Below are 24742 nucleotides of genomic sequence, written 5' to 3' on the forward strand. Positions count from 1 at the left end.
TGAAGATAATTAGTGAATCCCACCAATGCGGCTAAAGCGCACGCCGGTCGGCCACTGTCCTTCTTGTTTTTCGAAGCTCATCCAGATAGCCACCGCTTTGCCGACCAGATTCTTCTCGGGCACAAAGCCCCAGTAGCGGCTGTCGGCGCTGTTATCGCGGTTATCGCCCATCATGAAATACTGCCCTTGCGGCACAATCCAGGTCGATTGCGGCTGGCCCGGCTGCTGATAATACATGCTTGCCTGACTTTGCGCTTCGTTTACCAGCAAGATATCGTGCGTTACGTTGCCCAATGTCTCTTTACGGGTGCCGAGACGCAGGCCGCCCTTCATGGTTTCGCCCTGCGGCGCCTGGAAGAAGCCGTTGCCGGTTTCATTGCCATCAAAGCCGCTGAAGGTCTGAATGAAGTTGCTTGGCTCAACGTTAGTGTAAGTCACCGGCAGCGCCGTGTCGCAATTGCCGCTGCTGCAACCCGGATTGATGGTCAGGGTTTTGCTGTAAGGATCAAACACCACTTTGTCGCCTGGCAAGCCAATCACGCGCTTGATGTAATCCACGCTTGGATCTTTCGGGTATTTGAATACCGCGACATCACCGCGCTGCGGATGGCCGGTTGGGATCAGCGTGGTTTGAGTAATCGGATCTTTAATGCCGTAAGCAAACTTCTCCACCAGGATGAAGTCGCCAATCAGCAGCGTTGGCATCATTGAGCCCGATGGAATCTGGAACGGCTCAAAAATAAACGAACGTACGATCAAAACCACCGCCAACACTGGGAACACCGATGCGGTGGTTTCTACCCAACCCGGCTGCGCGGCTACTTTCGCCAGCGTTTTACTGTCGAGTGCGTTGCCAGCCTGCGCTTGCGCAGCAGCCTGCTTCGCACGACGCGCCGGTGCCCATTTAAAGCGATCGATACACCAGATAACGCCAGTGATCAGTGTGGCGATCACTAAAACCAGGGCGAACATGTTAGCCATTAAAAATCCTTATTTGCTGTCTTTACCGACATGCAGAATGGCAAGGAATGCTTCCTGCGGCAGCTCAACGTTGCCGACCTGCTTCATTCGCTTCTTACCGTCTTTCTGCTTCTGCAACAGTTTCTTCTTACGGCTCACGTCACCGCCATAGCATTTCGCCAGGACGTTTTTACGCAGCTGTTTTACCGTTGAGCGAGCGATAATGTGGTTGCCGATTGCCGCCTGAATCGCAATATCAAACTGCTGACGTGGGATCAGATCTTTCATCTTCTCCACCAGATCGCGGCCACGATATTGTGAGTTATCACGGTGAGTAATCAGCGCCAGCGCATCAACACGTTCTGAGTTAATCATCACGTCGACACGCACCATGTCAGAGGTCTGGAAACGTTTGAAGTTATAATCCAGCGAGGCATAGCCGCGCGAGGTTGATTTCAGACGGTCAAAGAAGTCGAGAACCACTTCTGCCATCGGAATCTCATACGTCAGCGCAACCTGCTTGCCGTGGTAAACCATGTTGGTTTGCACGCCACGTTTTTCGATACACAGCGTAATGACGTTGCCGAGGAACTCCTGCGGCAGCAGCATGTGACACTCCGCAATCGGCTCACGCAGCTCAGCAATATTGTTCAGCGGTGGCAGCTTCGACGGGCTATCAACGTAGATAGTTTCGCCGTCGGTGGTTTCCACTTCATACACGACGGTTGGCGCGGTGGTGATCAGATCCAGATCGTATTCACGCTCAAGACGCTCCTGAATGATCTCCATGTGCAGCAGACCGAGGAAGCCGATGCGGAAACCGAAGCCCAGCGCCGTTGAGCTCTCTGGCTCATAGAACAGGGACGCATCGTTCAGGCTCAATTTGCCCAGCGCATCACGGAACGCTTCATAGTCGTCAGAGCTGATCGGGAACAGACCGGCGTAAACCTGTGGCTTCACTTTCTTGAAGCCAGGCAACACGTTCTCTGCCGGATTGCGCTGCAAGGTCAGAGTATCGCCCACAGGTGCGCCGAGAATGTCTTTAATCGCACACACCAGCCAGCCTACTTCACCGCAGTTCAGTTCATTGCGATCAACACGCTTCGGCGTGAAAATGCCGAGACGGTCAGCGTTGTAGCTTTGACCGGAGCTCATGACTTTAACTTTGTCGCCTTTGCGCAGCGTGCCGTTCTTAATACGAATCAGCGAGACCACACCAAGGTAGTTATCGAACCAGGAATCGATGATCAGCGCCTGCAGCGGACCTTCCGGATCACCTTCTGGCGGCGGGATGTCACGCACCAGACGTTCCAGCACGTCGGGTACGCCAACGCCGGTTTTCGCCGAGCAACGCACCGCATCGGTCGCATCAATGCCGACGATATCTTCAATCTCTTCCGCTACGCGCTCTGGATCGGCGGCAGGCAGGTCGATTTTGTTCAGTACCGGTACCACTTCCAGATCCATTTCCATTGCGGTGTAGCAGTTTGCCAGCGTCTGCGCTTCAACGCCCTGCCCTGCATCGACCACCAGCAATGCTCCTTCACACGCCGCCAGCGAGCGGGAAACTTCATAGGAGAAGTCAACGTGACCGGGAGTATCGATAAAATTGAGCTGGTAAGTTTCACCGTTCAGCGCTTTGTAATCGAGCGTCACGCTCTGCGCTTTAATGGTAATGCCGCGCTCACGTTCCAGATCCATGGAGTCCAGAACCTGCGCCGCCATCTCACGATCGCTCAGGCCACCACAAATTTGAATCAAACGGTCAGAGAGCGTTGATTTGCCGTGGTCAATGTGAGCGATGATGGAGAAATTTCGTATATGCTTCATTTATATGAATATCTTCACGTAGAAAACCAGTGGGAAACTTGAGCACGGACACATTCAGGAAAGTGAGCTTTACCCGGAACCCTGTCGGCCTCATTAATGACGACGCATATTACACTGTTAACGCCGCGCGTTAAAGAATGGAACTGTGGGGAATCGCAACAGATTTCAGCGGTTAAGCCGATTGAGAAAGGCCGCATCAAATGCGGCCTGGACGGGGATCACGCTTCGCTTTCCACGCGCAACGCATCAGGCGGTAACGCAACGCTAAGAATCACCGGCTGGAAAGCCTCGCGATCGCCGAAGAGTTTGGATACACCTTTAGCAACGATAAAGCCGCCAATGCCGCCTAAGAGCGCGCCACAGGCCGCAGCCAGATCGCTGGCAAACAGCATCTGAAAGATGCCCGCCACTAAAAACAGGCCAAACAGCGGCGTCATGTAAACCAGCAAAGCGGAACCCAACAAGCTGCTTTCGCGGATGCCTAACTCGATGCGCTGGCCGGGTTGCAACGGCTCCGCACTGGCGATAGTCATCACGTGGGCATTTTTCGGCCCCAGCTGATTAAGCGCGTGGCTGCCGCAGCCTTTACGCGCTGAGCAGCTGTTACAAGACGTTTTCGCTTCCGTGTGCAGGGTGGCAATGCCTTCTTTCCACGCCACCACGGTGGCCCATTCTCTCATCATTTTGGTGAACCCGAATCTATGCTGTCCGCAATACGTTTAGCAGTGGCTGGCGGTAACTCGCCCACCACCGTGATTTCGTTATTATTGCGTACTTCTGTCTGCACCGTACGACGCCCAGTGCGCAATGCCTGCACGCTGCTGCTTTTATCGGCTGGCGTAACGTTGATGGCGAAGCTAAACAGGCCATCGCTGTACAGGCGCGATTCGACCGTTTTGTTCATCGACGGGATATCACGGCGACTTTGTGAGATCAGTTTCATGCCCGCCGGGAGCCAGCCTGGCTGCCAGCTGAGTTCAACTTTATCACCCGCAGGTAAAGACAGCGATGGCGGCAAGTTGGCCTTCTCCAGCCCTTGCATCAAGTTGCGCACGCCTTCATCGACGGCAAAGCTGATGACGCGGAACTGCTCCAGCGTTTCACCATCACGATCGAGCAGATCGATGCGCAGCGGCAATTTGGTATCCACATCCAGCCACACAACGTAGCTGTAGCGCGTGCCATCACGTGACACGATGCGCACCACTTCGCACATTTGATCGGCCATGCGCGAGCGGCCAACCGGAATGAAATCGTAGGCTTCACCCAAACGGGAGAAGTCGGCGAACATCAAACCAGGTAACGCATCGATGATGTGATTGCCCGGCAGCGAGAAGGGATCTAATCCCGGCTCGAAATAGCTGATGTCGTTTCCACGCTGGATCACTTCACGGCGCGGTCCGTCCATCTGCAGCAGTTGGGCAAAGATACGATTGTCGATAACCGCGTGGCGATAACGCAGGGATTCAATGCCGAGACGCGAGACATTGATGTAGGCAAATTCGTAGTTGAGGTTCTGGCTTGCCTGCTCCATCTGTTGTAACAACGCACCGGACGCAGAGGTCTGCGCCGAGGCGATAGATGAGCAAAACAGGCTGCCTGCCAGCAGGCTAACGGCACACCAAAGCTGCTTCATTACTGCTGCTGAGTTCCTAACGACTGATTTCCGGGAACATTAGCCTGAGCCTGTTGCGGATCGTTTTTCTCAAACTGAACCTGATCGGCATGCAGACGACGTTGCAGTTCATAATCCTGTAGCATGGCATTGACGCGACGACGCTGCTCCTGCACCTGCTGATTAGAGCTGTTGGTGTCAAAGGCTTCAGAAGGCACGCCTAAGCTAACCGGAGAAGCTTTACCCATCATCGGCAAGGTATTGAATGCCGGTGAATCGGACGCTTCAGTCGCGCTGCCGGTGGGTGAACTGTTGTAGTGCTGAACACCGACAATCACCGCCAGTGAAACACAAGCAGCAACACCGACTTGCGTCAGCTGTGCCGCCCAACTGCCACCGCGACGCCAGAACGGCATCTTCTCGTAACGTGACGGCTCAGGCTGCGCTTCAGGGATCAGCGGAGTGACTTTGCGTGCCGGCTCGTTTTCGATGGCCGCAGCCACACGTGCGGAGATATCAAAATGCAGCACTTCTCCGATATCACCTCGTAAGGTGTCGCGGATGAGATGGTAGCTTTCCCAGCTTTGCTGAAGATCCGCATCCTTAGATAACGACGCCAACAGCTCGTTATCTAATGTTTCACCATCCATTAAAGCGGAAAGTTTTTCTTTCTGCATGCCTTGGTACCCTTCCAGTAGCCGTTATCACTGACGTTGGATAAGCGGTTGAACTTTATTATCAATAGCCTCTCGTGCACGGAAGATACGCGAACGTACGGTACCGACCGGACAATCCATGATGACGGCAATCTCTTCGTAACTCAGGCCATCCAATTCCCTGAGGGTAATGGCCATACGAAGATCTTCGGGAAGCGCCTCAATGGTACGAAAGACGATTTGTTTCAGTTCCTCAGACAACATTAAGTTCTCAGGGTTCGAAATTTCTTTCAGTGCACCTGCACTTTCGAAATTTTCCGCATCAATCGCATCCACATCACTGGATGGCGGACGTCGCCCCTGAGCAACCAGATAATTTTTTGCTGTATTGACCGCGATGCGGTACAGCCATGTATAAAAGGCGCTGTCGCCACGGAACGATTCCAGTGCGCGATACGCTTTAATAAAAGATTCCTGAACCACATCAGGCACATCGCCTGACGGAACATAGCGTGAAACCAGGCTCGCCACTTTATGCTGGTATCGAATCACCAGTAAATTAAAGGACTTTTGATCTCCCTTCTGAACCCGCTCAACGAGAACCTGATCCGTTAACTGCTCGCTCATCCGAGGTAATATCTCCCCAAAACTTTTTTATGCGTAAGTGAACTGCCAGCACATCTCATTGTTCAGAGCAAGCATGCGCTTAGAGTGACCAAATGGTCTGAAGTTCACTACGACCTGAATTTTTCCGTATCGGAACCACGACATCATTGTTGTTGATTGTCTTTCAGTGTAGCGACTTGCCACGCTGGTGGTGTCTTTTGCGGCACCGATAATCGCTGGCAGAGTACCTTATGACGCCGTCATTTTCACCTTTATTACCTGAATTTTCAGAGTGTTTGATATAAAAAACACGTTGTGCGCAATTTCAGAGTTAACTTACTGAATTCACGTTATTATCTTCCTTTGCTGAATAATTTTTCCGCGCAATTTGTTCAAAATACTTCACAGCATCCCCATCCGGGCTTATGCTCAAGCCACCTTTTGTTTAGTAAATTAAACACCATGACTTCTCTCCCGGAATATCAGTGTGATGTCCTCATCGTCGGCAGCGGTGCGGCAGGTTTATCGTTAGCGCTGCGCTTAGCGCCGCATTATCAGGTTACCGTGCTGAGTAAAGCGCAGGTGAATGAGGGCTCAACGCTGTATGCGCAGGGCGGGATTGCGGCGGTGTTTGACGAAACAGACAGCATCGAATCACACGTTGAAGACACGCTGGTTGCCGGCGCAGGTTTGTGCGACCGCGATACGGTGAGCTTTATCGCCAGCAACGCGCGTCACTGCGTACAGTGGCTGATTGATAACGGCGTCGCCTTCGACAAAGAGCCGCAGGCTGATGGCGAAGCGCGTTATCACCTTACGCGCGAAGGTGGACACAGTCATCGCCGCATTCTGCACAGCGCCGATGCCACCGGCCGCGCGGTAGAAACCACGTTGGTAAGCCAGGCGTTGAGCCATCCCAACATCCGCATTATCGAACGCACCAATGCGGTGGATTTGATTCTCTCCGATAAGCTTGGCCTGCCCGGCAAGCGTCGCGTGGTTGGCGCGTGGATTTGGAACCGTAAGCGTGAGCAGGTGGAAACCTGTCGCGCGCGCGCCGTGGTGCTAGCCACTGGCGGCGCAGCAAAAGTCTATCAGTACACCACTAATCCGGACGTAGCGTCTGGCGATGGCATTGCCATGGCATGGCGCGCCGGTTGCCGCGTGGCGAACCTCGAATTCAATCAATTCCATCCCACCTGTTTATTCCATCCGCAGGCGCAAAACTTTCTGCTGACGGAAGCACTGCGCGGAGAAGGCGCCTGGCTGTTGCGTCCTGACGGCACGCGCTTTATGCCTGACTTTGATGAGCGTGCCGAGCTGGCGCCGCGCGATATTGTGGCGCGCGCCATCGATCATGAGATGAAACGGTTAGGCGTCGATTGTATGTATCTTGACATCAGCCACCAGCCGGAAAGCTTTGTGCGCGCGCACTTCCCGATGATTTACGAAAAGTTGCTGACCTTTGGCCTCGATCTCACCAAACAGCCGATTCCAATTGTGCCAGCAGCGCATTACACCTGCGGCGGCGTGATGGTCGATCGGCAAGGCCGCACTGACGTGGATGGGCTGTACGCGATAGGTGAAGTGAGCTATACCGGCTTGCATGGCGCAAACCGTATGGCATCCAACTCTTTGCTGGAGTGCCTGGTCTATGGTTGGTCAGCGGCTGAAGATATGATCGCACGCTTGCCGGACGTCGCGGCGGTCGAGCATCTGCCCGCGTGGGACGAAAGCCGCGTTGATGATGCCGATGAACGCGTAGTGATCCAACATAACTGGCATGAACTGCGGCTATTCATGTGGGATTACGTGGGCATTGTGCGCACCACTAAGCGTCTGGAGCGCGCACTGCGGCGCATTAATTTGCTGCAACAGGAGATTGATGAGTACTACGCGCACTTCCGTCTCTCTAACAATTTGCTCGAGCTGCGCAATCTTGTGCAGGTCGCCGAACTGATGGTGCGCTGTGCGCTGGAGCGGAAGGAGAGCCGAGGGCTGCACTTTACCCTCGACAATCCCGATTTGCTGGATGAAGCGTTACCAACCATCCTGCAGCCCGAAGTTAGCGGAATAGGTAGAAGTCCTTCACCAGGCTGAGCCAGTCGGCTGAATAGCTTTTATCTTCATCACGAATGGCGAGACGTTCCAGCAACGTTTCACCGGCGGAGGGCGAAAAGCCCAACACCACGCGATTCGGCGGGCGCTGCGCATAGGCGGCGACATCGTAGCGATAACGCAGATGCCAGCCATCCGCCAGCGCCAGTGAAATCAATGCTTCGCCTGCTTCAGCCGGCAGCACCACGCAAAATAGCCCTTCCTCTTCAATCAACTGGGCGGCACAGCGCAGCAGCGTGAGATGGTCGAGTGTGGCGGTGCTGCGTGCGGTATCACGCGCGACACTGCCTGTTGCCATGCCGGGCGCAAAAAACGGCGGGTTGCTGACGATGAGCGAAAAGCGTTTTTCACACTGCTCGCTCCAGCTGACAATATCCTGATGGTGCACATGAATGCGATTTGCCCACGGCGAGGCCTGCATATTTTCCTGCGCCTGTTGCGCCGCACTGGCTTCCAGTTCGACCGCATCAATCTCTACCGAATCGGGCGTGCGTTGCGCCAGCATCAGCGCTATCAACCCGCTGCCGCAGCCAATATCGAGGATACGACGCGTACCTGCCACTGGCGCCCAGGCCCCGATTAACACGCCATCGGTGCCGACTTTCATCGCACAGCGATCGTGCGCCACGAAAAATTGCTTAAAGGTAAAACCATCTTTTCTTAACGTCGGCCGCACCTGCGGCTGGTCCTGAGACATACTTCACTACCATTGAATTTTTTACTGCCGGAAGTGTAACGTGGTGGCGATGGGAATTCACCTGCGCCTGTAATACCTACACAAACAGATGAAGATTATATTCGTTCTGTCTATAATCAGCGCCCCAAACTGAGGTAGACCATGACCGTAACCACATTCTCCGAACTCGAACTCGACGAAAGCCTGCTACAAGCTTTGCAGGAAAAAGGCTTTACTCGCCCTACTGTTATTCAGGCCGAGACCATTCCTGCGGCGCTGGAAGGCCGTGACGTTCTGGGTTCGGCTCCAACCGGGACGGGGAAAACTGCAGCGTTTTTGCTGCCCGCTTTACAGCACTTGCTCGATTTCCCGCGCAAGAAATCAGGCCCACCACGCATTCTAATCATCACCCCAACGCGCGAACTAGCGATGCAGGTTGCCGATCACGCGCGCGAACTGGCTAAACACACGCATCTGGATATCGCCACCATCACCGGTGGTGTGGCGTATATGAACCATGCCGAAGTGTTCAGCGAAAACCAGGACATCGTTGTCGCGACTACCGGCCGTTTGCTGCAGTACATCAAAGAAGAGAACTTTGACTGCCGCGCAGTAGAAACGCTGATTCTTGATGAAGCTGACCGCATGCTCGATATGGGCTTTGCGCAGGACATCGAGACCATCGCCGCAGAAACCCGCTGGCGCAAACAGACGCTGCTGTTCTCGGCGACGCTGGAAGGCGATCACATTAAAGACTTCGCCGAGCGTTTGCTCAACGAGCCAGTCTTTATTGAGGCCGACCCAAGCAAAAGCGAACGTAAAAAGATTCAGCAATGGTATTACCGCGCCGACGATCTGCAGCATAAAAACAAGCTGCTGATTCACCTGTTGAAACAGCCAGACGCCACCCGCGTCATCGTATTTGTGCGTAAACGTGAACGTCTACATGAGCTGGTCACCTGGCTTCATGAAGCCGGTATTCGCACCAGCTATCTCGAAGGCGAAATGGTGCAGGTTAACCGTAACGAAGCGATCAAACGTATGAATGATGGCCGCGTTAAGGTGATGATTGCCACCGACGTTGCTGCGCGCGGTATCGACATTGACGATATCTCGCACGTGATTAACTACGATTTGCCGCGCACCGCCGATACCTATCTGCACCGCATCGGCCGTACCGCGCGTGCAGGCCGTAAAGGTACCGCCATCTCGCTGGTTGAAGCGCACGATCACGTGCTGCTGGGCAAAATCACCCGTTACATCAACGAGCCGTTGAAAGCGCGTGTGATTGATGAGCTGCGTCCGGAAAGCCGTGCGCCAAGTGCTAAAGTGACGGGAAAACCGTCGAAAAAAGCCCTTGCGAAGCGTCAAGAGCGTAAAGAGAAAGAACAAGAGAAACCGCGCGTCAAACAACGCCATCGCGACACCAAAAATGTGGGTAAACGCCGCAAGCCAAGCGGTAGCGATGCACCAGAGTCTGGTGCGGAATAAAACAGCACTCGCTGTAATTAATCGCCTCTTTTGAGGCGATTTTTTTGTTTTAAGCGTAGCGAAAAAGCACTTTCGCTATCAAACGCCCTCAAGCAGCCTTCTTTTAAACTCGGCCTATAAAAAAGCCGCGCCAATCAACATTGGCGCGGCTTGTATTGCTGTGTGTCTTTTCGTCAGCGCTGCAATTACAGGCTTTCGGTGAATGTACGTGTAATCACGTCACGCTGCTGCTCTGGCGTCAGCGCGTTAAAGCGCACGGCATAGCCCGATACGCGAATGGTCAACTGCGGATATTTTTCCGGATGATTGACGGCATCTTCCAGCGTTTCGCGACGCAGCACGTTGACGTTGAGATGCTGACCACCTTCGATGCGCACCTGCGGCTTCTGCTCAAGTGGAATTTCACGGTAAGCGATTTCGCCGAGGTCGCTGATAGCAACAACCTGATCTTCTGAGAAATCGCCTTTGGCGCACAGGCAGCGCGCTTCGGCTTTATCATCGTCCAGCAGCCAGAATGAGTTCAACAGCTGTGGATTATTTGCCTGAGTAATTTGAATACCGGTAATCATAGTAGGTCTCCAGGGCTTTACGCTGTCGCAACCGGACAGCGAGGTTCATAAGGTTTTGGAATGCTGTGGTATATCACTGCAAGAAACCCGCCGTTTTGACCTGTATCAATTTCGCCCAGTCACTATTGCAAGCTGAAAACCTAACAACTTGATTCATAACAACTTCACTCGATAACTTTTTACGTAAATATTCAAATTATTTTTACCCTTCTGCTGTTGAGTCCGACACGTTAAGCTAGGCGCACTATTTTGCAGGGAGTCAATGATGGCTGAGAAGCTGACCTGGCACGACGTGCTGGCTGAAGAGAAAGAGAAACCTTACTTCGTGGAAACGCTGAAAGCGGTGGCCAATGAACGCGCTGCCGGCGTAACGGTGTATCCGCCGCAGAAGGATGTGTTTAATGCCTTTCGGCTGACCGAACTGGGCGATATCAAAGTGGTGATTTTGGGTCAGGATCCTTATCACGGCCCGAATCAGGCGCATGGTCTGGCCTTTTCTGTGCTGCCCGGCGTGGCGATTCCACCGTCATTACTGAATATGTACAAAGAGCTGGAGCAGGATATGCCCGGCTTTGTGCGCCCCACGCACGGTTTTCTTGAAAGCTGGGCAACGCAAGGCGTGATGCTGTTGAACACCGTGTTAACGGTGGAAGCCAATAAGGCGCATTCGCACGCGCGCTTTGGCTGGGAAACTTTCACTGATAACGTTATCAGCGCCATCAATCAGCATCGCGAAGGGGTGATTTTCTTGCTGTGGGGATCGCACGCGCAGAAGAAAGGCAGCATCATTGATACGCAACGCCATCATGTATTGAAAGCCCCGCACCCCTCCCCGCTCTCTGCGCATCGCGGCTTTTTTGGCAGCAAACACTTCTCGCAGGCGAATGCGTTGCTGAGCCAATCAGGCCAGTCACCGATTGACTGGATGCCGGTGCTGCCTTAAAAAACAAACGGCCGCATTAAGCGGCCGTTGTTATGATAGCGACGGATTAGCCTTTGGCTTTGGTCACTGCCACCATCGCCGGACGCAGCAGGCGACCGTTGAGGGTGTAACCGCGCTGCATCACCATCAGCACGTGATTTGGCGCCATCTCTTCTGATTCCATCATCGACATCGCCTGATGAATCTCTGGGTTGAATGGCACATTGGTTTCGCCAACCACTTCCACGCCAAACTTACGCACCGCGCCCAGCAGCGACTTCAGCGTCAGCTCGATACCTTCAATCATCGAAGCCAGTTCAGCGTTATCTTTGTTTGCGACTTCCAACGCGCGCTCCAGGCTATCGATCACTGGCAGCAGCTCGTTGGCAAATTTTTCCAGCGCAAATTTATGCGCCTTTTCCACATCCATTTCAGTACGACGACGGATATTCTCGATTTCCGCCTGCGCACGCAGCTGAGCATCACGCACGCCGGTTTGCGACACGGCTAACTCGGCTTCCAGTTGCGCGATACGCTCATCACGCGGATCCACCTCAGCGGTTGTCTCTGCGTCCACGTGCTGCTGATCCTGTTGAATTTCGTCTGAGACTTGCTCGTTTGGGGTGTTCTGTTCTTTACTACTCATGAATTTCTCCGCGTTTTGCACATTCATCTCGCTGGTTGGCTTATTATGGGGATCAGTTTGACGGTTTCAAGTAAACCCATCACATTGCCTGGCCGTTTTGGCTTATAAGGAACTCGCGCTAAATGAACAAACACTTTAACTGCATCGGGATTGTCGGCCATCCGCGCCATCCTACTGCGTTAACCACCCATGAAATGCTCTGGCGCTGGCTAACGGCAAAGGGTTATGAGGTGATTGTCGAGCAGCAGATTGCGCGCGAACTGGATTTGAAAAATGCCGAAACCGGCAGCCTTGCGGATATTGGTCAACGCGCTGATTTAGCGGTTGTAGTAGGTGGCGATGGCAACATGCTGGGTGCTGCCCGCGTGCTGGCGCGCTATGACATCAAAGTCATTGGCATTAACCGTGGCAATCTCGGTTTTCTGACCGATCTCGATCCGGACAACGCGCAGCAGCAGCTGGACGATGTGCTGCAGGGCGATTACTTCGTCGAAAGTCGCTTCTTGCTCGAGGCGCAGGTGTGCAAAGAAGATTGCTCGCCGCGTATTGGTAGCGCCATCAATGAAGTGGTGCTGCATCCCGGTAAAGTCGCGCACATGATTGAATTCGAAGTCTATATTGATGAGGTGTTTGCCTTTTCACAGCGCTCCGATGGTTTAATTATCTCCACGCCAACCGGTTCAACCGCCTACTCGCTCTCGGCGGGCGGTCCCATTCTGACGCCGTCACTGGATGCCATTACGCTGGTCCCGATGTTCCCGCATACGCTCTCAGCGCGTCCGCTGGTGATCAATAGCAGCAGCACCATCCGCCTGCGTTTTTCTTCCCTGCGCAGCGATCTGGAGATCAGCTGTGACAGCCAGATTGCCTTGCCGATTCAGGAAGGTGAAGACGTTCTGATTCGCCGCAGCGCTAATCACCTCAATCTAATCCATCCAAAAAATTACAACTATTTTAATACCTTAAGTTCAAAGTTGGGTTGGTCTAAAAAATTGTTCTGAAAATCAGCACTGACTACTTTACTGTATAAAAAACCAGGATATACTGTATGTAAAACCATATCTGTTTTTACATACAGGTGATTCTATGCTGGCACAACTGACCATCAGTAACTTTGCTATCGTTCGTGAACTGGAGATCGACTTTCATCGTGGTATGACCGCGATCACGGGTGAAACCGGCGCAGGTAAATCTATCGCCATCGATGCGCTAGGCCTGTGTTTAGGCGGACGCGCTGAAGCAGATATGGTGCGTCAGGGTGCCAGTCGCGCGGATATCTGCGCCCGCTTCCAACTCAAAGCTTCGCCTTCCGCACAGCGCTGGCTGGTGGAGAATCAGCTGGATGAAGGCAATGAGTGTCTTCTGCGTCGTGTTATTAGCGCGGATGGTCGTTCGCGTGGCTTTATCAACGGCACGTCGGTGCCGCTGTCGCAGCTGCGTGAACTCGGTCAATTATTGATTCAGATTCACGGCCAGCATGCCCATCAGCTGTTGCTCAAATCCGATCACCAAAAACATCTGCTGGATGCTTATGCAGCCCACGATCATTTGCTGTCTGACATGCGCCAGCACTATCAGCGCTGGCATCAGAGTTGTCGCGCGCTGGCGCAGCATCAGCAGCTCTCGCAAGAGCGTGAATCACGTCGCGAGCTGCTGCAATATCAGTTGAAAGAACTCAATGAATTTGCCCCGCAGCTGGGCGAATTTGAACAGATTGATGAAGAGTACAAACGTTTGGCGAACAGCGGCCAGTTGCTGTCCACCAGCCAGCAAGCATTGCAAATTCTCGCCGATGGTGATGACACCAACCTGCAGAGCCTGCTGTATAGCGCCCGTCACATGCTGGGTGAACTGGTGACGTTGGATAATAAAGTCAGCGGCGTGTTCAATCTGCTGGAAGAAGCCGCAATTCAGCTCAGCGAAGCCAGCGATGAATTGCGTCACTACTGTGAACGTCTGGATCTCGATCCCAATCGCCTGCATGAGCTGGAGCAACGTCTGTCACGGCAGATCGCGCTGGCGCGTAAGCATCATGTCTCACCTGAAACCTTGCCGGTGCTTTATCAGCAGCTGCTGGATGAAGCAGAACTGCTTTCGCAGCAAGAGAGCGATCAGGAAACCCTGCAATCTGAAGTCGTCGCGCACCATAAAGCCGCGCTAGCAAGTGCTGAAAATCTGCATCAATTGCGTGAACACTCTGCTCAAGAGTTGAGCCAGCTGATTACGCAAAGCATGCGCACGCTGGCGATGCCGCACGGCCAGTTTGCAATTGTGCTGGAGTTCAATGCCGATCAACTTACCGCAGATGGCGCAACGCGTATTGATTTCCGTGTCACGACTAACCCAGGCCAACCGCTCCAGCCGCTGGGTAAAGTAGCATCCGGCGGTGAGCTGTCGCGTATTGCGCTGGCGATTCAGGTGATCACTGCACAGAAAATGGAAACGCCAGCGATGATCTTCGATGAAGTGGATGTCGGTATCAGCGGCCCAACCGCCGCAGTGGTAGGCCAAATGCTGCGTCAACTGGGCGAGTCAACCCAGGTGATGTGTGTGACACACCTTCCGCAGGTTGCTGGCTGCGGTCATCAGCACTTCTACGTCAGCAAAGAGACGGATGGCGCGATGACAGAAACCCATATGCAGCCGCTGGATAAACGCGCGCGTCTGCAAGAGTTGGCGCGTTTACTGGGCGGCAGCGAGGTGACGCGCAACACGCTGGCCAACGCTAAAGAACTTTTAGCCGCCTGATACCGCACTTTTTTCCTGGCTGGTGGTCATATGCTTGCTCTGTAGAGGTTTCAAATAGCGAAAAGGTTTATTATCATCGGCAGTTATGTCGTCTGAGTAATAAAGCCTGCCGCAGGCAGAGTTCAGAATTTGATGGCAAAAAAATAGCCTGCTGAAAGGCGTTTGGCCCCAGAAAAGGAATGTATAGATGCGCTGTAAAACGCTGACTGCCGCGGCAGTAGTAATGTTGATGATGACCGCTGGATGTTCCACCCTTGAGCGCGTTGTGTATCGTCCGGATATCAATCAGGGGGAATTACCTGGTCGCCAACGATGTGTCGAAGATTCATAACGGCATGACGCAGCAGCAGGTTGCCTACACGCTCGGTACGCCGATGATGCGCGATCCATTTGGCAGCAACGTTTGGTATTACGTGTTCCGCCAGGAACCAGGTCATGAAAGTGTGAAACAGCAAACCCTGACGCTGACCTTTGACAGCAATGGAACGTTGACCAACATCGACAACAAGCCGAAGCTCACTGGCAAAGAAGGCTAAGTGAACGGCAATAAAAAAGGCGCTTAAGCGCCTTTTTTTGTTTTTACTTTCTGACTATTTCTTTTCAGCTGAACGCTCTGCGCGTTGACGCCGCAACTCTTTCGGATCGGCTATCAGCGGACGATAAATCTCAATGCGATCACCATCCTGCACGACATCAGCCAATTTTACCGGGCGGCTATAAATCCCGACCTTATTCGAGTTCAGGTCAATATCTTTACGCAGTGACAGCAAACCCGACGCCTTGATCGCTTGCTCAACTGTTGCGCCTTCCTGAAGCATGACGGCACGCAAATACTGCTTATCGGGCAGTGCGTAAACCACTTCCACGCTGATATCAGGCACGATAAACCTCTTTCGCGCGCTGGCTGAATGCCTGCACCATGCTGTTCGCCAGCTCTTTAAAGATGCGGCCGAACGCCATTTCTACCAGCATATTGGTGAACTCAAAATCGAGGTTCAACTCAACTTTGCAGGCATCATCACCCAATGAGGTGAAATGCCAGCCGCCTGTCAATTTACGAAACGGGCCATCAACCAACTGCATCAATATGCTTTGGTTGCTGATCAGCGTATTGCGCGTGGTGAAAGTTTTACTGATGCCGGCTTTCGAGACATCAACGGCCGCGGTCATTTGATCTCCGCTGTTATCCAGCACGCGACTGCCGGTGCAGCCCGGCAGAAACTGAGGATAAGCATCCACGTCATTCACAAGACGGTACATCTGCTCAGCGCTATAGGGGACCAGCGCTGAACGACTAATCTGGGCCATAATGGTTCCTGTTCATCACAAAACCATTGAATAATACCATTTTCGGTCACCAAACAAAAATTCACGGCTTTGCTTGCTGTGCTAAAATGGAGTGTTTTTTACCGCCCTGCAGGACAGGGGATGCGCCCATAAACTGAGTGATGTAGACTACGCCGCACTATGACAAAGAAAAAAGTTAACAAACCCGGTTCAGCCACTATTGCCCTCAATAAACGCGCACGTCATGAATACTTCATTGAAGAAGAGTTCGAGGCGGGTATGTCGTTACAAGGATGGGAAGTCAAATCACTGCGTGCCGGTAAGGCAAACATCAGCGATAGCTACATTCTGCTGCGTGATGGTGAAGCTTACCTGTTCGGCTCCACTTTCCAGCCGCTAGCGGTGGCTTCAACGCATGTGGTGTGTGACCCCACCCGAAGCCGCAAGCTGCTGCTAAAACAACGCGAACTCGATTCGCTGTATGGCCGCGTTAACCGTGAAGGCTTTACCGTGGTTGCACTGTCGATGTACTGGAAAAATGCCTGGGCCAAACTGAAAATCGGGGTGGCACGCGGTAAGAAAGAGCACGACAAGCGTGACGACGTTAAAGAGCGCGAATGGAAGATGGATAAAGCGCGTATTATGAAGAATTCAAAGCGTTAAGCGCTGGATCTTGACGCCACTTATCTGTAGTATTGAAATTTCTTGGGGCTGATTCTGGACTCGACGGGATTGTGAAGCCTTAGGAGCATGCCGAGGGGCGGTTTGCCTCGTAAAAAGCCGCAAAAAAATAGTCGCAAACGACGAAAACTACGCTTTAGCAGCTTAATAACCTGCTTTGAAGCCCTCTCTCCCTAGCTTCCGCTCTTAAGACGGGGATCAAGAGAGGTCAAACCCAAAAGAGATCGTGTGGATGCCTTGCCTGGGGTTGAAGCACTAAATCTAATCAGGCTAGTTTGTCAGTGGCGTGTCTGTCCGCAGCTGGCCGGCGAATGTAAAGACTGACTAAGCATGTAGTGCCGACGGTGTAGTAATTTCGGACGCGGGTTCAACTCCCGCCAGCTCCACCAAAATCCTTCGAAGATGATTCCAGAGTCATCCGTAGAAGTCCTGAAAGCCCGCACGGCACAAGCCCTGCGGGCTTTTTTGTGTCTGTAACCTTCCGAGACGATCCGCCTGAATCCAGAGATAATTGGTACACGAATTGGTACACGTTATAATGTGTACCAAAAACGTGTACCAATTATGGACGGAAACCAGTCATGGCGCGGATGACACGCCCACTCACCAATAACGAAATCCTCAAAGCTAAGCCTCAAGAGAAAGACTTCACACTGCACGATGGCGACGGACTTTTCCTACTCGTCAAAACTTCAGGTAAGAAGCTGTGGCGTTTTCGCTACCAGCGACCAAATAGCAGCAGTCGCACAAATCTCAGCCTTGGCTCTTACCCTGCCCTGACGCTAGCTGTCGCACGCCAAATGCGTGACCAATATCTTTCGATGCTTGCGCAAGGGATTGACCCGCAGAAGCAGCAAGAGGAAGTTTCTGAGCAACGGCAAATAGAGCTGGATAGTATTTTTTCAGTTGTAGCAGGAAGGTGGTTCCAGCTTAAGAGCAAAAGCGTTACCGAGGATTATGCGAAGGATATTTGGCGATCGCTGGAGAAGGACATCTTCCCTACTATCGGAGAGATTCCTGTTCAGGCGCTAAAGGCCAGAACGATCGTTGAAGCACTGGAGCCGATTAAAGCTCGCGGGGCGCTTGAGACAGTTCGCCGGTTGGTGCAGCGCATTAATGAGATCATGATTTATGCAGTCAACACGGGGTTGATTGATGCGAATCCGGCTTCGGGTGTCGGAATGGCTTTTGAAAGGCCAAAAAAACAAAATATGCCAACTTTACGGCCGGAAGAACTGCCAAAGCTAATGCGCTCATTAGTAATGTCCAATCTCTCAATCACCACCCGATGTTTAATTGAGTGGCAACTTCTTACTCTTGTACGGCCGTCAGAAGCCTCTGGAACACAATGGGCAGAGATCGACTTTGATTTAAACCTTTGGGTTATTCCAGCGGAGCGTATGAAGGCTAAGCGCGAACATGTCGTTCCTTTATCGAAACAAGCTCTCGATATTCTTGAGGTTATGCGGTCTCTAAGCGCCAACCGACAATATGTTTTTCCAAGCCGAAACGATCCGAAAGAGCCAATGAATAGCCAGACTGCGAATGCCGCATTAAAGCGCATAGGCTATGGAGGCAAACTAGTGGCTCATGGATTGAGATCAATAGCTAGCACAGCATTGAATGAGGCAAATTTTAATCCTGATGTTATTGAAGCGGCACTGGCACATTCTGACAAAAATGAAGTAAGAAAAGCATACAACCGCAGCACTTATCTAAAGCAACGGGTTGAATTAATGGACTGGTGGGGGGCTAAAGTTAAAGAATTATGACGTAAAACATTCACTACCAATATGTGACTATAGTTACAAAAAATCAAACACCACTATAAACCATTGATTTTAAATGTTTTAATTTTGTTTATTTTTATAACTCAAAGTTATAATGTAAGAATAATCTTAAAAAACATCAAAGGATTCTTATGCACAGTATCTCGCCAATGGACAAAAAACTTGAGAATAAAAAAAGGACTGTAAAGGATTTAGCAGATTATATTAGAACTAGATCTGGTAACGCTCCGAATTATTGTTTATTCCTCGGGGCAGGTGCTTCTGTCACATCTGGTATTAGAACAGCAGTTGAACTTGTTGATGAATGGAGAAAGGAAATATTTCTTCGTTTAAGTAATGAGAGTTTTGATTCTGATGAACAATCAAAAAAGTGGTTAGAAAGTCATCATGGCGATTGGTACAACCCACTTAATGAGTACTCTTCATTATTTGAAAAGAAGTTTGACCTCCCATCTCAGCGCCGCAGGTTTGTTGAGTTGCAAGTTGATAAAAAATTGCCTTCAATCGGTTATGCCTATCTGGTTGAACTTTTTGAAGCGCAGTGCTTTGATACTATATTTACTACCAACTTTGACGATCTCATCAATGAGGCTTTTTATCAGTTTTCAGCTGAACGGCCTCTCTTGTGCGCACATGATTCGTCTATTAAAGGAATATCAATAACATCATCGAGACCTAAGATAATAAAATTACACGGTGATTATTTATATGACAGCATTCGAAGCTCCCTGAATGAAACTGAATCCTTAGAGATAAACACCAAAGAAAAACTGATTGAGTTCACCAAAGAGTACGGCCTTATATTTATAGGATATGCTGGCAATGATAATTCCATAATGGAAGTTATTAAATCTCTTTTGAAGCAAGATGAATATTTGAAAAATGGAATTTATTGGTGTAAAAGAAAGTCAGACCCCTTGACCGCAGAATTAATCCGATTCATAAACAATGAACGCGTATACTTAGTTGAAATTGATGGATTCGATGAATTAATGGCTGAATTATGCCATGAGATGGGGCAGAAATTATCTTTAGGTGGTCTACAGAAATCAACAAAACGAGAAAGAATAATTTCAAAATTTTTGGAAGATGAATTTCATTTAAATAATAACGAATTCATAAATGATGATTTAGTTACTCTTAAAAAACACACTTACACGCAAGATATATCGTCCTTAATAAACGAACTATCTGATGAAGAAAGTACTGACCATCGAATTCCAGAAACTGACTTTAGAAATCTATTGCTCCTAGATGAATTATTAAGAAATAAATCATATGATCAAGTAGAGTCAGAAATTGAGAAACTCCTATTATTGAACCCAAGTGATAACATGAGGGCTAAATACTTACAGCGTCTAATCGTAGCATCTGAGGATAAAGGCAATCTTAAAAAAGCTCTTGAATATAATGAAAAACTAATAAGCTTAGATGAGTATAATATTTCCCACAACTTATCAAGATCAGATTTCTTCCCAAGCACTTTGGAAAAAGTTGTTTATTTAAAAACTTTACTTACTAAATTTCCATATAGCATTAACCTTAAAAATGAATTAGCAAGATTCTCAATAAAGTTAATGAATGAGTCGACTATTCAAGATGTAGTTACTTATACAGATATAGACAAATGGCTTGAATGCAGCATCAAACATGATTGTGGGCTAGATAACCGAGCATGGAGTATTAAATATGATAGTATTAATTCCGAATACTCAAATACGATCGATAAGAAAGACAGAAATGAGAAGATCGAAAACCTTTTAAAGACCATGAGAGATATCAACCCCTCAAATGGAAATTATTTAAATCTAGAAGCATCATCCGCTTGCGAAAGTTCGGATTTCAAAAAAATAACAAATTGCATATCTACACATAATGACGTATACGAAAAATCACCTCGAAGCAAAAGAAAATACATACTTAAAAACCTATGCAAGCTTAATTTAGGTCTATTTGAAACCGATAAGATATTAGAATCAAAGCAGATTATGGATGATTTCATTAATCGCTATGATAATGGTAAAGATGAAGTTAACATTGCACCCTTCTTAATATTTAAGGCTAGGTATGCGATAGGACACAATCGAGATATTTCGTCTGCAATAAATTTAGCTAAACAGAGCCTAGATAAACCTTTGCGAAATTTTGAGATCGATAAAATCTGTGATATTTTACTTCTCGATAAAGAAAACATTAAATTTACTCTAGAATTTCTTGATGCGTTACCAAATGATGAGCACAAAATCACAATTGAGAAAATAAAATCAGACATACACCTTTCTCAAGGTAACTTTTCAGAGGCTTTACAACATTTAGATAATGCTCTAAAGAAAAATTGGCCATTTACTGAATACTTGATGTCCAAAGTATATTTATTCCTGAAAGAGGGGAAATATTCTGAGGTAATCCATTTAGTTGACAATAACCTTGATAAGGTCAAAGACGTTAGAGACAGAGACGTGTTAATAATTAATCGTGAAGTTGCAAAAAAGAACAAAGGCATCGATTTGAAAGAAAGCGACATTCGCAGTGTAATTGCTCATCAACAATCAAAAGGGCAGATAGCAATGTGTGCATTCTTTCTATTGAATGAAGATCACAATGCAAAAAGACAGCTTAAAAACATCATCGATAAAGATTATATGAATTACTTCAGAATGAGAAGTTGGCCTGCTTTACCGCATGGCGCTCTTTCAAGCTATGAATTAACTATTATCGCAGCTTGAGATCACTAGTTTTAGGTAGAGTAGCCAGCGCTTCGATTAAGTTATTGAGGGGTGCCAGCGCGCAATGCTATCCCCCCCTCGCCTGCCCGCTTTATGCACCGCTTTTCATGCAGGTGCATAAAGCCACTTACGCCACGCCATGTATGGCTTCAACACATCCCGCTGACGCATAACTTTGCATGCAAATCCATGCACCTTATGTATGCACGGCTATTTACAAACCGGCTTGCCAGAAAAAACGCTTTCGAATGGCGAATAGCGGATACAATAAAGCCGCTGTTTGATTAGCGGCTTTGAGAGTTAGTGAGCAATTCGAAATGCTGAGCCGTATCGGCCTAGCGTCTGCCGTTCTTTAACCGGCATTGGCGCAACTTCCTCAACAGTTTCCTGCGGTGGCGGCGAGGTTATGACTTTCGTTATGCTTTCATTCGTCTTAAACGTGCAGGAGCAGTCCAGATTCGTGCACTGGTGATAACGCTCTTTTACCTGCTCGGACATATAGCGACTGGATTTCGCGTGCGCCGGGCTTTTGCAGTAAGGGCAGTGCATCATTTCTAATCTCCTCCCTGCAGTTCAGAACGCTGATCACGGATTGACTCGGCCAATTTGCTACGACGCATAGTAGAGTTGTAGAGTTCCATATCGACGCCCGTCAGTGCAGGTCGGTAAAGACCAATATTTTCCAGAAGTGGGGCATCATGCATTACATTATCGGGCAATGCCGCAGCAGCATGCGTCAGAGCCTCGCCGACAAGCCAAGCTATGTCGCGCATCGTATTGTGATCATCTCCAACAAATGTCGGTGCGATTGTTTCACGCTGGATGCGCAACTTGATCGCCCATAGCAATGATGGACTTACGTTACGCATTGCCGACTGCCAGTGTAGATCTGCAAATTCCGTAAAGGCTGCACTGTGTGACTCGACTAACTCTTTACCAGTAGTACAGCAGCGCAGCATGGCGTATTGCTTATCCAGCTCAAGTTCCTTTAACAGTCCCGCGAACTCATCTGCCAGCTCGCGGTTGGCAATGCGCTGAGTATGCTCGGCACGAAGCTCCTCCGTGAGATTACCCCGCAATTTTCGAAAATTAGTGCGCCAGTTATTCTCAGCTTCCTTACCCGCCTCGATAGCGGCCTGACGCTCTTTTTCACAACGTGTAATGTTAGCGACAACGCCATTAAATTCCGTCATCTGCGCAGTGTGTTCTGCGCGCGCTTTTTCAAATCGAATCAGTGAGGCTGGTTTGTTTTCCGTAGTGCTCATCGTGGTCTCGCATCGTCTGTAAAGGATGAAGACATTCTGTCGTGCACCAACGGACAAATCATTTCATTGCTTTCTGTCTGTCGCTCAGCAAACAAACCCAAAATTGCGGCGGGAACATACTTCTAAGGCTTTTAATTCTTATAAAGCTATTCACCACTATTCATTAAAGGAAAAAAGATAGTAAATACAGTAATTAAAGTAGTGAACAGTTAGACATTAAGTCTTCACTCAGTGTTCACTAGTCTTCACCGTCTTTCAAATAGCAGCCTTTTTCTGGCTAGCTATTTATAGAATTTATTCCTATTAATTTGGTAATTTCAATTACCGTTAGCTATTAAAGGGCAAGCTTTGGCATCTCCTGGCAAACAGGGTGTAACATGATAGAACAGAGCTGAATTTTGCTCATTTATTAGCAAACAGGGGGTTGTTTACATTAGATAAAATATTCTCAAAATAGCGAGTTACCTAAAGACACACCCGGAACCGGGCAGCACCGGCCGGACTTATTATGAGGTAACACCATGCACGCTGTTTCATCCGCTTCATCCCCAACAACGCCTATTACTTGTGATGTTTCCTATCCCCGTGATCGCTTTATGCGCCTGCCGGAAGTGATCAACACTTGCGGCCTGTCCCGCTCAACTATTTATGACTTAATCAGTCGTGAGCTGTTTCCTACGCAAATTTCCCTTGGCGGTAAAAACGTTGCCTGGCTGGCATCAGAGATCGACGGCTGGATGCAATCGCGTATCGCTCATCGTGCTGGAGGTACAGCATGATTACACTCAATTTCGATACTCGCTCATTTCCGTTAACTAAAGATGAGGCAACCTTCATAGCTGAGAGCCTCACTAACGCGCTTAGTCATAAGCCACCTACTTCACCTTCCTTTAACAGCGGGATGCACGGTCATATTTCGGTTATGAGCAAAAAAGCGCAGTCAAGAAATCACATAACGGGCAAAGCTGACAGCAAACGCCGATCAAATCCGCAGCAGTCCGATCAAGTCCTGACCGATTGCTAGGGAAAACGCACCAATGAACGAAAAAAGCCTTTTCTCTGGCGAGCGGCCGTTATACAGTTTTCGCGCTGCCGCAAAATCGGTAGCCGGGATTTGCAGCCCGTGTAACTCAATGGCGACACAACACGCGCCACGCGTGTTTTTTTGTGTCATTGCTCAGGCATACCTATTTTTCGGGCTGTGGTTCTTTATCCGCAGTCTCTGTCAAATAATGGTGGCTCGGGCGGGGCAGCCTTCGGGCTGGCCGGTATCCATTGAGGCCGGTACTGCAAACCCCGTTCGGGTCACCACCCATGAGATTTGCAGCTCCGGTGGTGGCGTTAACCGCTACTCATTGGAGATTGTCATCATGGCAACGGTTCTAACTATTACTCGCCCCAAATTCACTTATATTTTCGCTGCCGTGCGCCGCACCGATCACGAAGCCCGTCCCTGCATGCTGCGCTATGCGGCAGAAGACGAGCGCACAGCTCGTGCCAATTTCGTTCGTGATTATGTTCTGTGCTTTGCTGGCCGCGTGCCGGTACAGGCGGTGGCTGCATGAATACTCTTGCCGCTCGCACCAACAGCAACAGCACCTATTCAATTCCACACGCCGATTATCTGCGCCTGCTGCATGCTCATTCCGTAGGCGTAACAGTGCTTGATATGTTCGATTCCGTTCATTGCCTCAGCGCTCAAAACTTCGTGCCTGACAGCGCCGCTCTGGCTTCTGTCGTTGCCCTTCTCACCGATCAGCTCGGTAAAGTCGTTGAAACCTGTGATTCCCTGATTCTTGCCACGGAGGCTCGCCATGATGACCGCTAATAATTCCTGCTTACCTGTTGAAGTCCGTACTGCAGTTTACCGTCGTGCGCTGGCGCAGGGGTATCTCAACGCCTGCAAAACACTGGGGATCACCGTTTCGGCAACGCTCGACGAGCTGCAGATGACCATCGCGCTTGAGCTGGAAGGATTTTACGTGCGTCGCCACGGCGCAGAAGCCGGAATGGAAATGGCCTGCACCATGCTGGGCGATATGGTTGAGCCTGACCTGCTGACCGCGACGCCGCGCCTGACGCGTCTTGGCGCAACCATGATGGATGAGCTGTTCTGTAGCCAGCTTGCCGCAACCCGTCGCGCCACGTTGCACTGA

At 50.1% G+C, this 24742-nt stretch carries 26 protein-coding genes, 1 other RNA gene and 1 pseudogene; 15 read left to right on the forward strand and 13 right to left on the reverse strand.

Going from position 1 to position 24742, the window contains the following annotated elements; genetic code table 11:
- Positions 1-9 precede the first annotated feature (9 nt).
- The 6 genes from lepB to rpoE all read right to left on the reverse strand — a co-directional run bounded on the left by lepB (position 10) and on the right by rpoE (position 5688).
- Positions 10-981 carry a signal peptidase I gene (lepB, locus tag AC6I8A_RS14785; protein ID WP_176971030.1) on the reverse strand — a complete coding sequence of 324 codons (972 nt, stop codon included), beginning with the start codon at positions 979-981 and terminating at the stop codon, positions 10-12.
- Positions 982-990: 9 nt separating this feature from the next.
- Complete coding sequence (gene lepA / locus AC6I8A_RS14790) at positions 991-2790, reverse strand: translation elongation factor 4 (RefSeq protein WP_256697141.1); 1800 nt, start codon at positions 2788-2790, stop codon at positions 991-993.
- A gap of 218 nt (positions 2791-3008) precedes the next feature.
- Complete coding sequence (rseC, locus tag AC6I8A_RS14795) at positions 3009-3473, reverse strand: SoxR-reducing system protein RseC (RefSeq protein ID WP_008101521.1); 465 nt, start codon at positions 3471-3473, stop codon at positions 3009-3011.
- Positions 3470-4426, reverse strand: a complete 957-nt coding sequence (gene rseB, locus AC6I8A_RS14800; RefSeq protein ID WP_008101523.1) for a sigma-E factor regulatory protein RseB — start codon at positions 4424-4426, stop codon at positions 3470-3472. Before rseB ends, rseC begins: the two co-directional genes overlap by 4 nt.
- Entirely contained in the window at positions 4426-5082 is a 657-nt protein-coding gene (rseA, locus tag AC6I8A_RS14805; protein ID WP_008101525.1) for an anti-sigma-E factor RseA, read from the reverse strand. The genes rseB and rseA overlap by 1 nt, the downstream gene beginning before the upstream one ends.
- 27 nt (positions 5083-5109) lie before the next feature.
- On the reverse strand, positions 5110-5688 hold the full coding sequence (gene rpoE, locus AC6I8A_RS14810; RefSeq protein ID WP_007886161.1) for an RNA polymerase sigma factor RpoE: 579 nt from the start codon (positions 5686-5688) through the stop codon (positions 5110-5112).
- 441 nt (positions 5689-6129) lie between these two features.
- On the opposite strand from rpoE, the gene nadB reads away from it, so the two are divergent.
- Positions 6130-7767: an L-aspartate oxidase gene (gene nadB / locus AC6I8A_RS14815; RefSeq protein WP_497818712.1), complete on the forward strand. Its 1638-nt coding sequence runs from the start codon at positions 6130-6132 to the stop codon at positions 7765-7767.
- Here nadB and trmN read toward each other — a convergent pair.
- Complete coding sequence (gene trmN / locus AC6I8A_RS14820; protein ID WP_265300105.1) at positions 7733-8482, reverse strand: tRNA(1)(Val) (adenine(37)-N(6))-methyltransferase TrmN; 750 nt, start codon at positions 8480-8482, stop codon at positions 7733-7735. The genes nadB and trmN overlap by 35 nt on opposite strands.
- 141 nt (positions 8483-8623) lie before the next feature.
- Between trmN and srmB the strand changes: the two genes are divergently transcribed.
- The gene (gene srmB, locus AC6I8A_RS14825) at positions 8624-9952 is read left to right on the forward strand and encodes an ATP-dependent RNA helicase SrmB (protein ID WP_497818713.1); all 1329 of its coding nucleotides are present in this window, start codon (positions 8624-8626) and stop codon (positions 9950-9952) included.
- Between the two features lie 185 nt (positions 9953-10137).
- Here srmB and grcA read toward each other — a convergent pair whose 3' ends face one another.
- Positions 10138-10521, reverse strand: a complete 384-nt coding sequence (grcA, locus tag AC6I8A_RS14830; RefSeq protein ID WP_256697147.1) for an autonomous glycyl radical cofactor GrcA — start codon at positions 10519-10521, stop codon at positions 10138-10140.
- A 265-nt stretch (positions 10522-10786) separates the two neighbouring features.
- On the opposite strand from grcA, the gene ung reads away from it, so the two are divergent.
- Positions 10787-11464 (forward strand): uracil-DNA glycosylase, encoded by a 678-nt coding sequence (gene ung, locus AC6I8A_RS14835; protein WP_497818714.1) that lies wholly within the window; start codon positions 10787-10789, stop codon positions 11462-11464.
- Between the two features lie 46 nt (positions 11465-11510).
- On the opposite strand, the gene grpE is transcribed toward ung, so the two are convergent.
- Positions 11511-12089 carry a nucleotide exchange factor GrpE gene (grpE, locus tag AC6I8A_RS14840; protein ID WP_154155627.1) on the reverse strand — a complete coding sequence of 193 codons (579 nt, stop codon included), beginning with the start codon at positions 12087-12089 and terminating at the stop codon, positions 11511-11513.
- Between the two features lie 122 nt (positions 12090-12211).
- On the opposite strand from grpE, the gene nadK reads away from it, so the two are divergent.
- The 3 genes and pseudogenes from nadK (at position 12212) to bamE (ending at position 15373) form a co-directional block, all read left to right on the forward strand.
- A complete protein-coding gene (gene nadK, locus AC6I8A_RS14845; protein ID WP_008101540.1) occupies positions 12212-13090 on the forward strand; it encodes an NAD(+) kinase in 879 nt (292 codons plus the stop codon).
- Positions 13091-13175: 85 nt separating this feature from the next.
- A complete protein-coding gene (gene recN / locus AC6I8A_RS14850) occupies positions 13176-14837 on the forward strand; it encodes a DNA repair protein RecN (RefSeq protein ID WP_265300097.1) in 1662 nt (553 codons plus the stop codon).
- 187 nt (positions 14838-15024) lie between these two features.
- Positions 15025-15373 (forward strand): annotated as a pseudogene (bamE, locus tag AC6I8A_RS14855) (outer membrane protein assembly factor BamE).
- Positions 15374-15427: 54 nt separating this feature from the next.
- Here bamE and AC6I8A_RS14860 read toward each other — a convergent pair.
- Together AC6I8A_RS14860 and AC6I8A_RS14865 are read right to left on the reverse strand one after the other, a co-directional pair.
- On the reverse strand, positions 15428-15718 hold the full coding sequence (locus AC6I8A_RS14860) for an RnfH family protein (protein ID WP_265300094.1): 291 nt from the start codon (positions 15716-15718) through the stop codon (positions 15428-15430).
- Entirely contained in the window at positions 15711-16145 is a 435-nt protein-coding gene (locus AC6I8A_RS14865; protein WP_008101549.1) for a type II toxin-antitoxin system RatA family toxin, read from the reverse strand. Before AC6I8A_RS14865 ends, AC6I8A_RS14860 begins: the two co-directional genes overlap by 8 nt.
- A 159-nt stretch (positions 16146-16304) precedes the next feature.
- Here AC6I8A_RS14865 and smpB point away from each other — a divergent pair, with 159 nt between their 5' ends.
- The 4 genes from smpB (at position 16305) to AC6I8A_RS14885 (ending at position 21321) form a co-directional block, all read left to right on the forward strand.
- Positions 16305-16787, forward strand: coding sequence for an SsrA-binding protein SmpB (smpB, locus tag AC6I8A_RS14870; protein ID WP_007886141.1), 483 nt, complete (start codon positions 16305-16307; stop codon positions 16785-16787).
- A 44-nt stretch (positions 16788-16831) separates the two neighbouring features.
- Positions 16832-17194, forward strand: a transfer-messenger RNA (tmRNA) gene (ssrA, locus tag AC6I8A_RS14875).
- Between the two features lie 192 nt (positions 17195-17386).
- Entirely contained in the window at positions 17387-18577 is a 1191-nt protein-coding gene (locus AC6I8A_RS14880; protein WP_497818715.1) for an integrase domain-containing protein, read from the forward strand.
- A gap of 149 nt (positions 18578-18726) precedes the next feature.
- Positions 18727-21321, forward strand: a complete 2595-nt coding sequence (locus tag AC6I8A_RS14885; RefSeq protein ID WP_497818716.1) for an SIR2 family protein — start codon at positions 18727-18729, stop codon at positions 21319-21321.
- Positions 21322-21621: 300 nt separating this feature from the next.
- On the opposite strand, the gene AC6I8A_RS14890 is transcribed toward AC6I8A_RS14885, so the two are convergent.
- Complete coding sequence (locus AC6I8A_RS14890) at positions 21622-21873, reverse strand: ogr/Delta-like zinc finger family protein (protein ID WP_497818717.1); 252 nt, start codon at positions 21871-21873, stop codon at positions 21622-21624.
- A 2-nt stretch (positions 21874-21875) separates the two neighbouring features.
- Positions 21876-22586 (reverse strand): capsid size-determining scaffold Sid, encoded by a 711-nt coding sequence (gene sid / locus AC6I8A_RS14895; protein ID WP_497818718.1) that lies wholly within the window; start codon positions 22584-22586, stop codon positions 21876-21878.
- A 521-nt stretch (positions 22587-23107) separates the two neighbouring features.
- On the opposite strand from sid, the gene AC6I8A_RS14900 reads away from it, so the two are divergent.
- From AC6I8A_RS14900 to AC6I8A_RS14920, 5 genes are read left to right on the forward strand one after another with little or no spacing between them, the layout of a single operon-like run.
- Positions 23108-23365 (forward strand): helix-turn-helix transcriptional regulator, encoded by a 258-nt coding sequence (locus AC6I8A_RS14900; RefSeq protein ID WP_159338566.1) that lies wholly within the window; start codon positions 23108-23110, stop codon positions 23363-23365.
- Positions 23362-23610 carry a hypothetical protein gene (locus AC6I8A_RS14905; RefSeq protein WP_497818719.1) on the forward strand — a complete coding sequence of 83 codons (249 nt, stop codon included), beginning with the start codon at positions 23362-23364 and terminating at the stop codon, positions 23608-23610. The genes AC6I8A_RS14900 and AC6I8A_RS14905 overlap by 4 nt, the downstream gene beginning before the upstream one ends.
- Positions 23611-23623: 13 nt before the next feature.
- Positions 23624-24151: a host cell division inhibitor Icd-like protein gene (locus tag AC6I8A_RS14910; RefSeq protein WP_497818720.1), complete on the forward strand. Its 528-nt coding sequence runs from the start codon at positions 23624-23626 to the stop codon at positions 24149-24151.
- Positions 24148-24414 carry a hypothetical protein gene (locus AC6I8A_RS14915; protein WP_497818721.1) on the forward strand — a complete coding sequence of 89 codons (267 nt, stop codon included), beginning with the start codon at positions 24148-24150 and terminating at the stop codon, positions 24412-24414. Before AC6I8A_RS14910 ends, AC6I8A_RS14915 begins: the two co-directional genes overlap by 4 nt.
- On the forward strand, positions 24401-24742 hold the full coding sequence (locus AC6I8A_RS14920) for a DUF5375 family protein (protein ID WP_497818722.1): 342 nt from the start codon (positions 24401-24403) through the stop codon (positions 24740-24742). The genes AC6I8A_RS14915 and AC6I8A_RS14920 overlap by 14 nt, the downstream gene beginning before the upstream one ends.

The sequence above is a fragment of the Pantoea sp. X-Soil-ISGK-275 genome, from assembly GCF_059730795.1.

Bases quoted from the DNA above. Each gene is read 5' to 3' on its own strand.
- AC6I8A_RS14885 (WP_497818716.1), top strand. From the start codon at position 18,727: ATGCACAGTATCTCGCCAATGGACAAAAAACTTGAGAATAAAAAAAGG.
- rseB (WP_008101523.1), bottom strand. From the start codon at position 4,426: ATGAAGCAGCTTTGGTGTGCCGTTAGCCTGCTGGCAGGCAGCCTGTTT.
- grcA (WP_256697147.1), bottom strand. From the start codon at position 10,521: ATGATTACCGGTATTCAAATTACTCAGGCAAATAATCCACAGCTGTTG.
- lepB (WP_176971030.1), bottom strand. From the start codon at position 981: ATGGCTAACATGTTCGCCCTGGTTTTAGTGATCGCCACACTGATCACT.
- rseC (WP_008101521.1), bottom strand. From the start codon at position 3,473: ATGATGAGAGAATGGGCCACCGTGGTGGCGTGGAAAGAAGGCATTGCC.
- smpB (WP_007886141.1), top strand. From the start codon at position 16,305: ATGACAAAGAAAAAAGTTAACAAACCCGGTTCAGCCACTATTGCCCTC.
- AC6I8A_RS14890 (WP_497818717.1), bottom strand. From the start codon at position 21,873: ATGATGCACTGCCCTTACTGCAAAAGCCCGGCGCACGCGAAATCCAGT.
- AC6I8A_RS14920 (WP_497818722.1), top strand. From the start codon at position 24,401: ATGATGACCGCTAATAATTCCTGCTTACCTGTTGAAGTCCGTACTGCA.
- rpoE (WP_007886161.1), bottom strand. From the start codon at position 5,688: ATGAGCGAGCAGTTAACGGATCAGGTTCTCGTTGAGCGGGTTCAGAAG.
- nadB (WP_497818712.1), top strand. From the start codon at position 6,130: ATGACTTCTCTCCCGGAATATCAGTGTGATGTCCTCATCGTCGGCAGC.
- trmN (WP_265300105.1), bottom strand. From the start codon at position 8,482: ATGTCTCAGGACCAGCCGCAGGTGCGGCCGACGTTAAGAAAAGATGGT.
- ung (WP_497818714.1), top strand. From the start codon at position 10,787: ATGGCTGAGAAGCTGACCTGGCACGACGTGCTGGCTGAAGAGAAAGAG.
- nadK (WP_008101540.1), top strand. From the start codon at position 12,212: ATGAACAAACACTTTAACTGCATCGGGATTGTCGGCCATCCGCGCCAT.
- AC6I8A_RS14905 (WP_497818719.1), top strand. From the start codon at position 23,362: ATGATTACACTCAATTTCGATACTCGCTCATTTCCGTTAACTAAAGAT.
- AC6I8A_RS14900 (WP_159338566.1), top strand. From the start codon at position 23,108: ATGCACGCTGTTTCATCCGCTTCATCCCCAACAACGCCTATTACTTGT.
- grpE (WP_154155627.1), bottom strand. From the start codon at position 12,089: ATGAGTAGTAAAGAACAGAACACCCCAAACGAGCAAGTCTCAGACGAA.
- AC6I8A_RS14865 (WP_008101549.1), bottom strand. From the start codon at position 16,145: ATGGCCCAGATTAGTCGTTCAGCGCTGGTCCCCTATAGCGCTGAGCAG.
- recN (WP_265300097.1), top strand. From the start codon at position 13,176: ATGCTGGCACAACTGACCATCAGTAACTTTGCTATCGTTCGTGAACTG.
- rseA (WP_008101525.1), bottom strand. From the start codon at position 5,082: ATGCAGAAAGAAAAACTTTCCGCTTTAATGGATGGTGAAACATTAGAT.
- srmB (WP_497818713.1), top strand. From the start codon at position 8,624: ATGACCGTAACCACATTCTCCGAACTCGAACTCGACGAAAGCCTGCTA.
- lepA (WP_256697141.1), bottom strand. From the start codon at position 2,790: ATGAAGCATATACGAAATTTCTCCATCATCGCTCACATTGACCACGGC.
- AC6I8A_RS14915 (WP_497818721.1), top strand. From the start codon at position 24,148: ATGAATACTCTTGCCGCTCGCACCAACAGCAACAGCACCTATTCAATT.
- AC6I8A_RS14910 (WP_497818720.1), top strand. From the start codon at position 23,624: ATGAACGAAAAAAGCCTTTTCTCTGGCGAGCGGCCGTTATACAGTTTT.
- AC6I8A_RS14880 (WP_497818715.1), top strand. From the start codon at position 17,387: ATGGCGCGGATGACACGCCCACTCACCAATAACGAAATCCTCAAAGCT.
- sid (WP_497818718.1), bottom strand. From the start codon at position 22,586: ATGAGCACTACGGAAAACAAACCAGCCTCACTGATTCGATTTGAAAAA.